Genomic DNA, 15,166 nt, shown 5'->3' on the forward strand with positions numbered 1-15,166 from the left:
TGACCAGAGGCGATTTGCAACCTCCCGTCCCTTGAATGCGCCGGATAATTTGGCTCCCATCGATGGCGCGACACTGTCGTCCCGCCTCTTGGCCCCATATCCCCAGGGCCAATATTTTATCGATCAGGAGCCATCACATGATTGAAGCCATTTTCGCCTTCCGCGCCAAGCCGGGCAAGGAAGACCAGTTGCGCGAGGCAACGCTTGCGATCGTAGAGCCGACCCGCCGGGAGGAAGGCTGCATCCAGTTTGTCGTGCTGGAAGATGTCGATGCGCCGGGCACCTTCTTCATCCGCGAAACCTGGCGGGATCAGGCGGCGCTCGACGCCCATTTCGCCCAGCCCTATCTGCAGGAACTGGCCGAGATCCATAGGCAAATCCTCGCCGAGCCGCTCAAGCAGCACACACTCAAGGTCTATGCCTGATTTTCAGACTCTATAGGCGAACGATGGGGGCGGACACACTCCGCCCCGTCTGCAATCTCAGTCGACGGCTACCATGACATCGGATGCCTTGATGACCGCATAGGCGTCGCCACCGACGGCGAGGCCGAGCTCGTCCACAGCCTCGTTGGTGATCGAGGATGTGACGATCAGGCCGTTGCCGAGGTCGATACGGACATGGGCCGTGGTCGCGCCCTTCTTGACGTCGACGACCTTGCCCTTGAAGCGGTTGCGCGCGCTGATCTTCATGATGGCTCTCCGGTTTGAACAGGCTGCTGAGAAGCCGCCAACCAACCCGGTCCGCGGCTGTCACTCAAGTAATATGACGCGCCTCAGTCCGATGTCAGATCCTTGAGAAAATCGTCGCACCAGCGATTGATGTCGTATTCGGTAAGATGGTCCATCATCGCCTGCCAGCGCTGCTTGCGCTCTTCCAGCGACATGCTGAGGCCGCGGGCGATCGCATGGGCCGTTCCCTCGATATCGTAGGGATTGACCAGCAGCGCGCCCTGCAGTTCGCGGGCAGCACCGGCAAAGCGGGAGAGCACCAGAACGCCCGGATCCTCCGGATCCTGCGCCGCCACATATTCCTTGGCGACAAGGTTCATCCCGTCGCGCAGAGGCGTGACGAGCCCGATCTTGGCCAGCCGGTAAAGACCGGCAAGCAGCGGCCGTGCGATCGACCGGTTGACGTAGCGGATCGGCGTCCAGTCGACCTGGCCGAGCGCTCCGTTCACCCGGCCCGCCTGTTCGGCGACCGTCCGCTGCATCTGCTCGTATTCCGGCACTTCCGAGCGGGATTTCGGGGTGATCTGCAGATAGGTCACCTGGTTCTGATAGGCGGGATTCAGGCGCACGAATTGCTCGAACGCGTCGATGCGCTGGGTAATGCCCTTGGAATAGTCGAGCCGGTCGACACCTATGATGAGATCCCGGCCCTCGATACTCTCGCGGGCCTTCTTCACCATCGGATTGCGCGCAGCCTTCACCGCATACTGCGCGAAAGGCTTGGTCTCGATCGAGATCGAATAGGCGCCGCCCTTGAAGGTGCGGCCGTAGGTGGAAAATTTCTTGCCGCCTTCGAGCCGCTCGCCGATCCCCTCACGCACCAGACCGCCGCCGAAATTGTCGAGGTCGTAATCGGTCTGGAAGCCGACGAGGTCATATTGCGACAGCCCGCGCATGATCTGCTCGTGCACCGGCATGGCAAACAGCACGTCGGCCGGCGGCCAGGGGATGTGCAGGAAGAAACCGATCTTGTTCTTGAAACCCATCTGCCTGAGTTCTGCGGCGAGCGGGATCAGGTGATAGTCATGCACCCAGATGATGTCGTCTTCTTTGAGAAGCGGCGCCAGCTTGTGGGCGAAGAAGCGGTTGACGCGGAAATAGCCGGCCATTTCCTTGCGGCCGTATTCGGCGAGATCCAGTCGGTAGTGACAGATAGGCCAGAGCACCCGGTTGGCAAAACCGTGGTAATATTCCTCGATATCGCTGTCCGTCAGGTCGGTCAGTGCATAGGTGATGTTGCCGTGTTCGCGGATATCCATTTTTTCCGGATCCCGCTCGCCACTGGTATTGCCCGACCAACCCATCCAGATGCCGCCGCGCTCTTCGAGAGCGGCCTGCAGGGCGACGGCGAGCCCGCCTGCGGGGGCGTCACCGACCTTTTTCGGGACGGTGACACGGTTCGAAACGACCACGAGGCGGCTCAAGGCAAATTCCTTTCAGGTATCAATAGTGCGGCTGTACCCGTTGCTGGGCCCTTGTCGGGCCCCGTCAACGGGAGAGACCGGCCAGAATGTCACGCAACTCGGCACTGGAGGAGAGAAGCATGGTTGCCTCCGTCGGGCTTCCATCGGGAAGGCTGGCCTCACCGATCCGCACCGAGCGACCGCCAAGCGCATTGGCCGCCTTGAACATCGCCTCGTCCGTCAGGTCGTCGCCGATCGCGATCGGCAGGCGGCCCGCAAAGGCGTCTCGCTCAGAAAGGCTTTCAGCGCCTCCCCTTGCTGGCGCGGGCGGGGCGAAGCTCGATCACCATCTTGCCGCGCTGCAGCTTGAATTCGTCGCCGGCCTCAGTCGCCGCCTTTTCCATCAGGCGCTCGAGATCCGCCTGACGCTCCGGCGCCTGCCGGTAATGGGCGCCGACGGCCGCACCCTTGTCCTCGATCAGCACACCGTCCCATCCGGCGGTCTCAGTCGCGAGACGTGTTTTCAGAGCTTCGAATTCGGGCGTGACGCTGACGCGATCGATTGTGCCATCCGCCATCCGGCGCTCGGCGCCGTGAAGGCCGGCGATCGGAAACTCGAACGGTTTGAACAGCTTGTCGGCATAGGGCAGGGCACGTCCCGTCACCAGCGCCAGCGCGCCGCCGAGCTTTTTCGAAACGGCGTCGAGATGGCCGGGCAGATCAGGCGGCACCACAATGCCATCAGGCGTCTCCGCAAGGTCGATCAGCGTTCCGTCGATATCAAGAAAGAGGGCCCAGCGATCGGTATCGTTGAGAAGGTCCGAAAGCGATGTTTCGGACGATGTGAGGCCGGCCGAGGTCGGGCCTGGCCTGGACTGTGCTTGCTGCGACATGACAGGGTATCTAGTCCGCGCTAGGCCGCCGGCAACCCTCGCCGCCACGGAATGGCCGCAAATCGGGCCTTCTGTACGGTTTCGTCCCAACGCGATGCAGCCGTTGCGGATGCGCCACAGTTTACTATGCGTTGCAAAATGTGGGGTCATGACCGTCGCAATTTTGTCGCGAATACTGATAGCTTAACCATTCATTAGCCGAATAATTCCACCCTTCCTTAACAGCCGGCTTCGTTGCGCCGGCATCGTTCGGAGAAACTGGACCGATGTGCCGTTGGGCAGCCTATCGCGGTGAGCCGCTTTATCTGGAAGAGCTTGTCTCGTCTCCTGCCCATTCGCTCATAGAGCAATCCCATTGCGCCACCCGCGCCAAGACGGCGACCAACGGCGACGGCTTCGGCATCGCCTGGTATGGCGACCGGCCGGAGCCGGGCCGCTACCGCGATGTTCTCCCCGCCTGGTCCGACTGCAATCTGAGAAGCATCGCCCGGCAGATCCGCTCGCCGCTGTTTCTCGCCCATGTCCGCGCCGCCACGACGGGTGCCACGCGCCGCGACAATTGCCATCCCTTCGTGCACGGCCACTGGTCCTTCATGCACAACGGCCAGATCGCCAATTTCGAGCGCATCCGCCGCCCTCTCGAAAGCCTCCTGTCGGACGAGCTTTTCGGCTCCCGCACGGGAACGACGGATAGCGAGCTGATCTTCATGCTTGCCCTGCAATTCGGCCTCGATGCCGACCCCTCAGCGCGATGGAACAGGCGATCGCGACGGTCGAGGTGCTGTCGATGGAAAAATCCGGCGAGGCTCTGGTGCGGTTCACCGCCTGTTTCTCCGACGGCAAGCGGCTCTATGCAGTGCGCTATGCGACCGATCACAAGCCGCCGACGCTTTATGCCGCGCCGATGGGCGGCACGGCGGGCGCCAAGAGCGGCTATTGTCTGGTCTCCGAGCCATTGAACGATGAGGCCGATACCTGGGTGGAAATCCCCGACGGCAGCGCAGTTCGCGTCTGCCCCGACGGCATGCAGGCACTGCTGTTCCAGCCGAAGCTTCTGTCGCAAGCAGCATAAAGCGAACGGCCGTCATTTCGCCGGAAGCGTAATCCCGAATTCCTGCCGCAATTTTTTCGTCAACCCGGCCGCGACCAGTTCGTAGGACCGGGTGAGATAATGCGCCACTTCGTCCTGCGACAGCGGTGCGCTCGCATGGATCTCCACCCATTTGCGCTTGGCGAAATAGGGCGCCTGGTTGATCCCTTCGAGCGCGGTCAGATTTCAAAACTCTCCTCCGTGCATTTTGCGACGACGCGGGCATCACCGCCTTCATTGAGCAGGGTGAAAACCTTCTCGCCGACCTTGGCGACATGCGAGCCCCACTGATCGACAAGGAATGTGCCGGGCAGCGCCGTCACGAAGGCATCAAACCCTTTCCGCGTGAACAGGCTCATCCCATGCCTCCTCCGTCAGTTAGAAAGCTTGGCCGCAATCAGCGCCGCCAGCCGGTCGGCCACTTCATCCTTGGAAAGATCCGGCCATTCATCGATGCCGTCGGTGGAGATGATCTTCACGCGGTTGCGGTCACCGCCCATGATGCCGGTCTGCGGCGAAACGTCATTGGCGACGATCATGTCGGCGCCCTTGCGCTCCAGCTTGGCCTGGCCGTTCGCCTCGACATTCTCCGTCTCGGCGGCAAAGCCGACGACCAGCGCGGGGCGCTTATCATGGTGCCCGACCGTTTTCAGGATATCCGGGTTCTCGGTGAGCTGCAGCGGAGCGGGAGCCTCGCCCGGCTGTTTCTTGATCTTCTGCCCGGCCTCGCTCGCAACCCGCCAATCGGCGACTGCCGCCACCATCACGGCGATATCGGCGGGAAGGCGAGAGGCGACGGCATCCAGCATTTCGCTTGCCGTTTCTACACGCACGGTCGTCACACCGGCCGGACCGGGGATCGTCACCGGGCCGGAGACCAGTGTCACCTCGGCGCCGAGCTTCGCCAGCGCGGCGGCAATCGCATGTCCCTGCTTGCCGGAGGAGCGGTTGGCGATATAGCGCACCGGGTCGATCGGCTCATGGGTCGGGCCGGAGGTCACGATCGCCGTGCGGCCCTTGAGCGGCTTCGGCGCGCTGTCGAACAGAGCGATCACCGCATCGACGATCTGCAGTGGCTCGGCCATGCGTCCGATACCCGCTTCCCTGCTTTCGGCCATCTCGCCGACCATCGGGCCGATGAAGGCTATGCCGTCGCCCTTGAGCATCTCGGCATTGCGCTTCGTCGGCGCGGCATTCCACATTTTCGGGTTCATCGCAGGCGCGATCAGCACCGGCCGGTCGGTGGCCAGAAGCACGGCGCTCGCCAGATCGTCCGCCAGCCCATGGGCCATCTTCGCCATCAGGTCCGCCGTCGCCGGCGCCACAAGCACGAGGTCGCAGTCGCGCGCCAGCCTGATATGGCCGACATCCTGCTCGTCCTCGCGCGAGAAGAGATCGGTATAGACATGCCCGCCGGACAGCGCGCCGACGGCAAGCGGCGTCACGAATTCCTGCGCGCCCGTGGTCATGACGGACCGGACCTCGGCGCCGCGCTCGCGCAGCCGGCGGATCAGGTCGAGGCTCTTGTAGGCCGCGATGCCGCCGGAAATGATCAGAAGAATGCGCTTGCCGTTCAGTTCCATGACTTTGCTCAGATGACTTTGCTCACTTGCGAAACTGGCCGGAAGCTAAGGTTTCACCCTTCAACTTGCAATCGCCTTTCCGCCCGCGTGGTGAACGAGGAGGGCGCTTGCGCGGCTCCCGGCGCTGCGCTAGCATTCGCCCATGGCCGGATGCGGCCAGCCGCCCGCAGCGCGCAAGCGCCATGGTGAATGCATCCACCCGACCTTCATCGCAAGCCATCCGGCCAATGATGACGAACGGATCAGCAATGCGGGCCCTGATCGGGTTGAGACCCTTTATCGTTCGTCCATTGAAAGGATGATGTCATGCGCGATTTCCGCGATGCGAAACTGATGGCCAAGAGCCTGCGCGAAGCGCTGGCCGAACAGGCGATTGAAATCCCCCACAGCAAGGCTCTCGAAGTCGTCGCGGCCCAGTTCGGTTATGACGACTGGAATATTCTGGCTGCAAAGATCGAGGCGGCGGATCCGGCCGAACGGAAAGATCAGATCTCCATCCAGCCGCCCATTCCGATCTTCCGAATCTTCGATGTGGCGAAAGCAATGGAATTCTACCGGGATTTCCTCGGTTTCACGGTGGATTGGGAACACCGCTTCGGCCCAAACGCTCCCTCTATTGCCAGGTGTCGCGCAGCGGCATGCTGCTGCATCTCTCGGAGCATGCGGGCGACGCCTCGCCCGGTGCCCGCGCCTTCGTACCGATCACGGGTGCCGCAGCCTTCCAGAAAGAGCTGATCGGCAAGAACTACTCCTATATGCGGCCGGGTCTCGAACAGGCGCCCTGGGGCCTTGAAGTGACGGTCATCGACCCGTTCAACAACCGCATCACCTTCTGCGAGCGGGAAATCAAGGGCTGATCAGGCCAGTGCCACCATGTTGAGCGCGACCGGGGACCGCTGGCTTTTCAGCATGGCGATCCCCAACCGCGCGATCAGCGGCGGCCCGTCGATCGGCTTGAAGACGACGCCTTCGATAGCGATCTTGGCGATCGAAGCCGGTACGATCGACACCCCGAACCCGGCGGCAACGAGATTGACGACGGAAGGGATCTGCGGCGCTTCCTGGGAGACGGAAAGCTCGAACCCCGCCTCTCGGCAGGCCTTGGCGATATCGTCATAGAGGCTGAGACCGACGAAGCGCGGGAACAGCACGAACGGGTCTTCAGCAAGTTCGGCAAGCCGGATGCTGGCGGAAGCGGCAAGTGGGTGGTTGGCGGGCAGCGCCACCAGCATCGGCTCGTCCTCCATGCGCTTCAGCCGCATTTCCTGCGGGTCCTCCAGCCCGGGCCGGATAAAGGCGGCGTCGATCTCGCCGCGTGCCAGTTTTTCCACCAGAAGCTTGCTATTCATCTCGAAGAGCGAGAGCGACACGCCCGGCCACTCGGCGCGGAACCGGCGGATCGTACCGGTAACCGCCGGGTTGAACGCGGCTGATGCCGTGAAGCCGAGCGCCAGCCTGCCCGTCTCGCCACGAGCGGCGCGCTGGGCGGCGAGCTTGGCATTCTCTGCTGCAGCAAGCGCTATCCGGGCATCGATCATGAAGGCCTGGCCCGCTTCCGTCAGCTCCGCGCCATGGGGCACCCGGTGGAACAGCTGCGCGCCGACCTCCGTCTCAAGATCGCGGATCTGCTGGCTGAGCGGCGGCTGGCCGATGCCAAGTTTCTCCGCCGCCCGGGTAAAATTATGCGCCTCGGCGACGGCGAGGAAGTAGCGGATGTGCCTAAGTTCCATCGGTATCTGTAGAACCTATCAGGAAAGCCTGCCCCATATATTGGACTGATATGCACCGATTGGCTACCTTTCTCGTATCGAAAGGTTTTCAAGACATGCCCTCCACCGCCTCGCTGAAGGTCGCCACCGCGTCCTCAAATCCCTCCGTTCAAGTGCAACAGCCGGAACCGGAGGAGAGGCAGTTTCTGGTCAAGGGCACGCCGGCCTATAAGCGCGCCAGCCTCGCCTTCTTCATGTCCGGCTTCTCCACCTTCGCGCTTCTCTATTGCGTCCAGCCGCTGATGCCGATCTTCGCGGAAGAGTTTTCGGTCAGCCCGGCGGCAAGCTCGCTCTCGCTCTCCCTGTCGACCGGCTTCCTCGCGGTCGCGATCTTCTGCGCCGCCGCCGTCTCGGAGCGTTTTGGCCGCAAGAGCCTGATGTTCGTCTCGCTGCTCGGCGCTTCCTCTGCACCATTGCCTGCGCCCTCGTTCCGGGCTGGAACGCGCTCCTGGCCATCCGCGCGCTGGAAGGCCTGCTGCTCGGCGGCGTGCCGGCCGTCGCCATGGCCTATCTGTCGGAAGAGATCGATCCGAAGGGGCTCGGCGCCGCGATGGGGCTCTATATCGCCGGCAATGCCTTCGGCGGCATGTCGGGCCGCGTCATCGTCGGCATGCTGACGGAATATGTTTCATGGCGCGGCGCCATGGCCGGCATGGGGCTTATGGGCATTGCCGCAGCCATCGCGTTCCTCGTGCTTTTGCCGCCATCGCGCAATTTCACGCCGCGGCGCTCGACCGCCCGCTACCATGTCACGGCCTGGAGCGGGCATGTCAGGCATCCGGCGCTGGCGCTTCTGTTTGCCGTCAGCTTCCTGCTGATGGGCTCCTTCGTCACCATCTACAACTATATCGGCTTCCGCCTCTTGAACGAGCCCTATCACCTGAACCAGACCCAGCTCGGCCTGATCTTCACGGTCTATCTCTTCGGCGTCGCGGCCTCTTGGATCGCGGGACAGGCGGGCGACCGCTTCGGCCATTTCCTTGTCATGCCGGCAGGGGTGCTGTTGGCATTGCTCGGCGTCATCGCAACGATCTTTGCACCGCTGCCGATTATCATATTCGGCATCGTGCTGATCACGATAGGCTTCTTCATCGCCCATTCGGTGGCGAGCGCGCTGGTCGGACGTCTTGCCCGCGGCACCAAGGGCCATGCCTCATCGCTCTACCTGCTCGGCTATTATCTGGGCTCCAGCGTCGCCGGCTCCCTCGGCGGCCATTTCTGGAGCGCCGATGGCTGGTGGGCTGTCGCGGCCTTCACCGGAGGCATGCTGCTTCTGGCACTGCTTGCCGCACTCGGCTCGCGCAGGCTGGCTAGGATCTGACGATTAGCTCCCGGCCTTCTGCTGTGCCGGCGAGATAGGCTTGGTGACAAGCCTGAAATCCGTCATCTCCTTCTCCGTCAGGTAATAGAGCCGGTCGGGCGGCGTCTCCAGCGCATGCAGCCACAGACCCGATCCGATGCCCATTTCCTCCAGATGCCGCGCCACGCGTGCGGTGGTCGATTGGGCCGATGACATGGCCTGTTCCGCCGACGGCCGCTCGCGGCTGCCGTTGAACACCTGATGCACGCCGATCACGGCATCCTTTTCCGCCACGCGCTCGGCCCCTCCGGCAAACACGATCGGGCAGGACGAGGCGCAAAGCGCCCGCGCTGCAATCTTGGTCTCAAGCTTCTTCTCGCGGATCAGCTTCGACATGGCGATCGCATCGTCAACAGAGCCACCCGGCGAGTTGAGGTCGATGCGCTTCACATATTCCCCACGCGCCTCGATCTCCTCAGCGAAGCGAGCAGCGGCACCGGGATCGATCGTCCCTTCCGCCATCATCACGCCGCCGGGCTTCAGTTCGAACTTGATCGGCTGGCGCAGCACTTCGCTCGGGCTCGCCGGCTCGACGGGAGGTGCCGCGGGCCGTCCGTCGGTCAGGGCAGGCGGCAGCACGGGCTGGTCTTCGTGCATAGGGTCGAAGCCCGGCAGTTCGGCATTCGTTGCCACCATCTCGCGGACATCGACCACCAGAAACGTCGCCGATGCCGCAAGCAGGGTGTAGAAGGCACAGCGCATCACCATGCCGTCGTCGATGCGGCGCAACGCGTCACCGATCTTCATGCAGCCGGTCCCTGCCGCGCGATCGGGCGTCGAGATTGGTGATGTTGTTCGGCTCGTCCGAGCTGTCGGTTTCCTCGGCCTTCACTTTGTCGGCCTTGGTGTCGCCGATCTCCGGTTTGGTGACCGCTGCGGCCTCCTTTTTCTCGGCGTCGGCTAGGGCCTTCTCCAGATCCACGCCATTGGCGGCGAGCGCCCGCTGGACTTCCAGTGCCCGCAGCAATTCGCCGGCGGTGATGCGGTCGGCGAAGGGCAATCTCTCCTCCTGCCTGCGGATGGCGCCGTGAACGACGGCGAGGATGAAGACGAGCACGCCCGGCAGAAGGTCGATCGAGATCGCACCGGCCCAGGCGGGAATGAAATCCTGCGCGTAAGTCAGCACGGCTTCAGCTGAGGAGAGAGGCACGAAGCGGCGCTCCCCGACAGGCGGATTGGCAAGGATTTCGTCAGCCGCCTTGGCCAGCGCCTTCGATTGGGCGGCGACCGAGGTGCGGATCGTCTCCATCACCTGTTCCTGGCGATTGACCAGATTGGCGTCGCTGCCATCGGCAACCGGCGCAATGAAGCCGAGCGACAGGTCGTCGGCGGCGCGGCGGATGGACGGCGCGATCGAGGTCTGTGCCAGCGACGTCATGATGCCGGTCAGCGCGACGGCTTCGTTGCCGAACTGGTCGGAACGCGGCGAGATCAGGCCGGGTGCCGAGACGAGCGATCGCATCGTCTCCAGCCGCTTTTGTCCCTGTTCGAAAAGTTCGCTCACCTGTTCGCGCGAGCCGTTGATGCTGGCCTCGAGCGAACGCATCTGGCCCGACATCTGGGTGAGCAGCTGCACGACGCTGCCGGAGCCGGTCGTGCCGGTCAGCGAACCCGACTGCCGCTCGACGGCGGCAAGCTGGGAGAAGCGTTCTGCGGCCCGCTGGATGTCCGGCAACAGGCTCTGGGCGGAGAGCGCGTTCTGATGCGCCCGGTCTAGATCGGCCGTGTACTCCTCGACCGTTTCCGCCAGATGCTGTTCGACCGCCGCCGAACCTGCAAGGGCGGCGGCATTGAGCCAGCTCGACATGGCGATGATCATCGCCGAACCCGCCGCCATGACGCAGAGCATCGCCGCGCGCCCGGTATGGGATGTCACATGCGGATAGAAGCGCGCCATATAGGACCAGAAGGCATAGATGCCGACCGAGACCGAGGCGGAGTAGATGATTGCGGCGAAGAAGACTGCGGTCGGCGAGCCGTCAAGGATCGAACGCACACCCAGATAGGTATAGACGCCGGATGCCAATGCCAGCACGGCAAGCGCGAACCGGGTCATCGTCTCGACGGCAGTAACGCCGTCATTCAGCCGCTGCGAAGCGCCAAGCGCCATGGGCAATCTCCCCGAAAGAGACGAGTAAAGGAAAGTATTCCTTCAAGAAGGAAGGAAGAAGCTGGCGGAATCAAGGCCCGGTTGCGTTGCCGCTGTGGCGAAAGCGCTGGAAAACCGGCGCTTTCGATCAAAACGGAGTTATGCCTCGACACCCTGCAGGCCGTAACCTCCGAGCGCGAAGAAGTCGTCGATCGCATGGATCGGCGAAATCGCGATCAGTCGTTCGAGGAATTCGTCGGAAGCGAGTTCTTCCTCGATCGCCTCTACTTCGGCCGAAAGCGCCCGATCGAGCGTGTAGAAGGCCGCATGCTTGCGCACCACTTCGTAGATCAGTCCCACCGCGCCGCCCGGCTGGTCGCCATGGATGTCCATGGCCTGCGCGGCAAGCAGCGCCTCGAGGCCGGCGAGGCGCCGGATCGCACGGACCTGACGCTCGAAGCGTTCGATGACAAGTGGCAGGAAGGCCGCCTCGTCCTCCATGCCGCCGGCGACGACGAGCGACTGCGCCGAGACGGGATTGCTCATCGACAGAACCCGGGAAAAGATCTCGCCGGCCAACTTGATGATCGGGCCGAAGCCGGTGGCGATCGCGCCATAGGGCACGAGATTGACCGGCAGGTCGCGCCGCTGGCCGTTGCCGAGCAGGACGCAGCGATTGAACGAATTGCGCGCCGCATGGGCCATGCACAGCACGGCCGATTCCATCAGCACGGTGACATCGAGCGGAAGCGATCCGCCGGAGGTCAGCACGCGGCCTTCCGCGATCACCGGGTTGTCGTCGGAGCGTCCCGTCGCCGCCAGGATCTTGTGACCGGAAGTGAGCACGCTTTCGAAGACCGCGCCAAAAACCTGCGGGATCATGCGCAGGCTGAGCGGATCCTGCACATGGGTGCCGCTCGGCCAGTCCCATCCCTGGGACGCGTTGAGCAGCCAGGAACCGATCATCGCCTCGCGCGCCGTGCCCACATGGGTGACGGCGAGCCAGGGATCGCGGGAAGCACCCATCGCACCCGCCGCTGAAAGTCCGGTGGCGAGAAGCACGCGCAGCGCCCCCGCCGCCGCACGCATGGTGCGTGCCGCAGCGGCGAAGCTGACGGAATTGACGCTGAGTGAGGCGAGGCTGTCGCGTGGCGCCATTTTCTGCGGCGAGATCCCGGCTGCGGCGAAGGCTTGCGCCGCAGGCATCCGCTTGCCTTGATAGACCGCTTCACCGACGCCGGTCAGCACGGCGCCGATCTGGCCCATCAGGCCGATATCGGCACAGCCGATCGAGCCGGTACGCCGCACGATCGGGATCACGTCAGCGGCGAGAAGCTCCAGATAGCTGTCCACCAGTTCCGTCGTGCAGCCGACGTAGCCGGTCAGGGCCGTATTGACCCGAAGCGCGATGGCGCTGCGCACGACCGAGGTGGGGAAGGGCTCGCCCGTGCCGAAATGGTGAGCGCGTACGAGGCCGAGATTGAACTGGTCGAGTTCCTCGTTCGACCAGGCGATGTCCTTCATCGCGCCAACCCCGGTGGTCGCGCCATAGACGGGCATGCCGTCGGCAATCGCCTGCTCCAGCACAGCGCGGGCCGCCCGCACACGACCCATGCCGTCAGGGTCTGCGCTAACCTTCGCCCGGCCCTCGCCGATGACGAGAAGCTCAGCAAAACCCAGCGGTTGGCCATTCAGTTCGATATGGATTTTCGGATCGGATATGTGTGTTCCCATGCGGCTCACACTATTGCAGGAGAACGGTTTCACAATGCCTGAAATGCGTCGCGTCAGGCATTATTCGGGACATGATCAGACCGTGAGCGCGATATAGACGAGCGCGATCGCGATAATCCACAGCGCCACACGGCCGCTGCGGCTGTGGCGTGCCTCCGACCTGCCGATCGCTTCGGCCGTGTCGGCATCGAAACGCAGTCCGTTCTCGCTCATATTCACGAGTTCGCGATGCAGCGTCTCGGTCTTGGCGGCGATCTCCGGCAGCGCTTCGGCAAGCTTCACCGCGGCCTTGGCGCCATCCTTCAGGTCGGAGAGAACACGCTTCGGGCCAAGATTGTCGCGGATCCAGTCGCCGACGACCGGCTCCGACGCCTTCCACATGTTGAAGCGCGGGTTGAGCATGCGCGACACGCCTTCGACGACGACCATGGTCTTCTGCAAGAGGATCAGCTGCGGCTGCGTCTGCATCTCGAAAAGGTCGGTCACTTCGAAGAGCAGGGCAAGCAGGCGCGCCATCGAGATCGTCTCGGCCGGCTGACCGTGGATCGGCTCGCCGATTGCGCGGATCGCCTGGGCGAAGGCGGAGACGTCATGATGGCCGGGCACATAGCCGGCCTCGAAATGAACCTCGGCGACGCGCATGTAGTCGCGGGTGATGAAGCCGAACAGGATCTCGGCAAGGAACCGCCGCTCCTTCTTTCCGAGCCGTCCGGTAATGCCCATGTCGACGGCGACGATCGTGCCGTCCCGCTCTACGAACAGATTGCCCGGATGCATGTCGGCATGGAAGAAGCCATCGCGCAGCGTGTGGCGCAGGAAGGACTGGATCAGGACCTCGGCGAGCTTTTCCAGGTTATGTCCGGCAGCGCGCAACGCCTCGATGTCGTTCATCTTAACGCCGTCGATCCACTCCATGGTGATGACGTCGCGGCCGGTGCGCTCCCAATCGACGGTCGGCACGCGGAAGCCCGGGTCGTCCTTGGTGTTCTCGGCGATCTCGGAAAGGGCGGCCGCTTCCAGCCGTAGGTCCATTTCCATCTTGGTCGTCTGTTCCAGCGTGCGCGTCACTTCCACCGGCCGCAGACGACGGCTGGAGGGCATCAGGCGTTCCTGCATGCGGGCGATCACATACATGCCCTCGATGTCATGGGCGAAACGCTGACGTACACCCGGACGCACGACCTTCACGGCAACCTTTTTACCGTTGACGATTGCCGGATGAACCTGCGCGATGGAGGCGGCCGCGATCGGCTCCTCGAAGGATGTGTAGAGATCCTCGATCGGCCGACCGAGCGAGGTCTGGATCGCGGATTTCGCAGCCGCCGTCGGGAAAAAGGCCATCCGGTCCTGCAGCATGGCAAGATCGACGGCCCAGTCGACGCCGACGACATCCGGACGGGTGGCAAGGAACTGGCCGATCTTCACATAGGAAGGGCCGAGCCGGTCGACCGCACGGGTCAGCCGCTCGCTGCGGGCCTGTTTCTTGGCCCGAAAGCGGGTCAGCGGCGCAACCAGCGATTTGACGAAGCCGACGGCAGGCGGCATGTCCTCGGTCGGCAGGGCCGAGACCACGCCTTCGCGAACAAGGACCCAGCCGACACGGGCGAGCCGGAAATAGGCGCCGATCGTGCTCATGCGGTCAGAGTTTCCAGCCGGAATGCAGGGCAGCGATGCCGCCGGTATAGTTGGTATAAGTCACGCGGGAGAAGCCTGCGGTGCGGATCATCGCGGCAAAATTCTCCTGGTTGGGGAATTTGCGGATCGATTCCACCAGATACTGATAGGGCTCGGCATCGCCGGTGATCATCTTGCCGAACTGAGGAATGGCCTTGAACGACCATTCTTCATAGAAACGCTCGAGAAGCGGCATCTCGACCTCGGAAAATTCCAAGACCAGCAGGCGGCCGCCGCGCTTCAGCACGCGATAGGCTTCAGACAGCGCGACATCGATGCGCGGCACGTTGCGGATGCCGAAGGCGACCGTATAGGCGTCGAAGGAATTGTCCTCGAAGGGCAGGGATTCCGCATTGGCCTCGACAAAATCGAGATTGCCGGACAGCTTCTTCTTCTCCGCGCGCTCGGCGCCGACGGCGAGCATTGAGCCGTTGATGTCGAGCACGGTCGTATGCGCCTTGCGGCCGGATGCCTCGACGATGCGAAACGCGATGTCGCCGGTGCCGCCGGCCACGTCGAGTGTCTTGTAGCCCTCATCCTTGCGCGGGTTCAGCGCGGCGATCATCGCATCCTTCCAGACGCGGTGCATGCCGGCCGACATCACGTCGTTCATGATGTCGTAGCGCTTGGCCACCTTGTGGAAGACGTCGTTGACGAGACCCTGCTTTTCGCCATCCGCGACCTGGCGAAAACCATAGGAGGTTTCCATTCCGCCGTCGGCTCCGGTTCGGGCTTCGGTCATCGAGTACTCCTTAAAGTCTGTCCTCAGGCCCGGACCATAGCGAAACCAGTGCCGGATCGCTATGTGGTGCATGGTCCCGATTGTGATGGCCCCGCGGT

Annotated in this window: 10 protein-coding genes and 5 pseudogenes; 4 read left to right on the forward strand and 11 right to left on the reverse strand. The window is 63.3% G+C overall.

Going from position 1 to position 15,166, the window contains the following annotated elements; genetic code table 11:
• The first annotated feature begins 137 nt into the window (after positions 1-137).
• Positions 138-425 carry a putative quinol monooxygenase gene (locus N7E02_RS17580; protein WP_286583593.1) on the forward strand — a complete coding sequence of 96 codons (288 nt, stop codon included), beginning with the start codon at positions 138-140 and terminating at the stop codon, positions 423-425.
• Between the two features lie 57 nt (positions 426-482).
• On the opposite strand, the gene N7E02_RS17585 is transcribed toward N7E02_RS17580, so the two are convergent.
• The 3 genes and pseudogenes from N7E02_RS17585 to otsB all read right to left on the reverse strand — a co-directional run bounded on the left by N7E02_RS17585 (position 483) and on the right by otsB (position 3,027).
• Entirely contained in the window at positions 483-692 is a 210-nt protein-coding gene (locus tag N7E02_RS17585) for a TOBE domain-containing protein (protein WP_286583595.1), read from the reverse strand.
• 83 nt (positions 693-775) lie between these two features.
• Positions 776-2,155, reverse strand: a complete 1,380-nt coding sequence (otsA, locus tag N7E02_RS17590; protein WP_286583596.1) for an alpha,alpha-trehalose-phosphate synthase (UDP-forming) — start codon at positions 2,153-2,155, stop codon at positions 776-778.
• 64 nt (positions 2,156-2,219) lie between these two features.
• Positions 2,220-3,027, reverse strand: a pseudogene (otsB, locus tag N7E02_RS17595) (trehalose-phosphatase).
• Positions 3,028-3,293: 266 nt separating this feature from the next.
• Here otsB and N7E02_RS17600 point away from each other — a divergent pair.
• Positions 3,294-4,099 (forward strand): annotated as a pseudogene (locus N7E02_RS17600) (class II glutamine amidotransferase).
• 12 nt (positions 4,100-4,111) lie between these two features.
• Here the strand turns inward: N7E02_RS17600 and N7E02_RS17605 are convergent.
• A pseudogene (locus tag N7E02_RS17605) lies at positions 4,112-4,476 on the reverse strand (MmcQ/YjbR family DNA-binding protein).
• A gap of 15 nt (positions 4,477-4,491) precedes the next feature.
• The gene (gene coaBC, locus N7E02_RS17610; RefSeq protein ID WP_286583598.1) at positions 4,492-5,700 is read right to left on the reverse strand and encodes a bifunctional phosphopantothenoylcysteine decarboxylase/phosphopantothenate--cysteine ligase CoaBC; all 1,209 of its coding nucleotides are present in this window, start codon (positions 5,698-5,700) and stop codon (positions 4,492-4,494) included.
• Positions 5,701-6,006: 306 nt separating this feature from the next.
• On the opposite strand from coaBC, the pseudogene N7E02_RS17615 reads away from it, so the two are divergent.
• Positions 6,007-6,557 (forward strand): annotated as a pseudogene (locus N7E02_RS17615) (glyoxalase superfamily protein).
• On the opposite strand, the gene N7E02_RS17620 reads toward N7E02_RS17615, so the two are convergent.
• Positions 6,558-7,430, reverse strand: coding sequence for a LysR family transcriptional regulator (locus tag N7E02_RS17620; protein ID WP_286583600.1), 873 nt, complete (start codon positions 7,428-7,430; stop codon positions 6,558-6,560).
• A 95-nt stretch (positions 7,431-7,525) separates the two neighbouring features.
• On the opposite strand from N7E02_RS17620, the pseudogene N7E02_RS17625 reads away from it, so the two are divergent.
• Positions 7,526-8,790: pseudogene (locus tag N7E02_RS17625) on the forward strand (MFS transporter).
• 3 nt (positions 8,791-8,793) lie between these two features.
• Here the strand turns inward: N7E02_RS17625 and N7E02_RS17630 are convergent.
• The 5 genes from N7E02_RS17630 to ubiE all read right to left on the reverse strand — a co-directional run bounded on the left by N7E02_RS17630 (position 8,794) and on the right by ubiE (position 15,068).
• Positions 8,794-9,576 carry a COG3904 family protein gene (locus N7E02_RS17630; protein ID WP_286583601.1) on the reverse strand — a complete coding sequence of 261 codons (783 nt, stop codon included), beginning with the start codon at positions 9,574-9,576 and terminating at the stop codon, positions 8,794-8,796.
• Positions 9,563-10,939, reverse strand: a complete 1,377-nt coding sequence (locus N7E02_RS17635; protein ID WP_286583602.1) for a hypothetical protein — start codon at positions 10,937-10,939, stop codon at positions 9,563-9,565. Before N7E02_RS17635 ends, N7E02_RS17630 begins: the two co-directional genes overlap by 14 nt.
• 138 nt (positions 10,940-11,077) lie before the next feature.
• Complete coding sequence (locus tag N7E02_RS17640; RefSeq protein ID WP_286583604.1) at positions 11,078-12,652, reverse strand: aromatic amino acid lyase; 1,575 nt, start codon at positions 12,650-12,652, stop codon at positions 11,078-11,080.
• A gap of 75 nt (positions 12,653-12,727) precedes the next feature.
• Entirely contained in the window at positions 12,728-14,287 is a 1,560-nt protein-coding gene (ubiB, locus tag N7E02_RS17645; RefSeq protein WP_286583606.1) for a 2-polyprenylphenol 6-hydroxylase, read from the reverse strand.
• Positions 14,288-14,291: 4 nt separating this feature from the next.
• Positions 14,292-15,068, reverse strand: a complete 777-nt coding sequence (ubiE, locus tag N7E02_RS17650) for a bifunctional demethylmenaquinone methyltransferase/2-methoxy-6-polyprenyl-1,4-benzoquinol methylase UbiE (protein WP_286583607.1) — start codon at positions 15,066-15,068, stop codon at positions 14,292-14,294.
• Between the last annotated feature and the right edge of the window lie 98 nt (positions 15,069-15,166).

This window comes from Terrirhizobium terrae (genome assembly GCF_030323265.1).
GTDB lineage: Bacteria > Pseudomonadota > Alphaproteobacteria > Rhizobiales > Rhizobiaceae > Neorhizobium.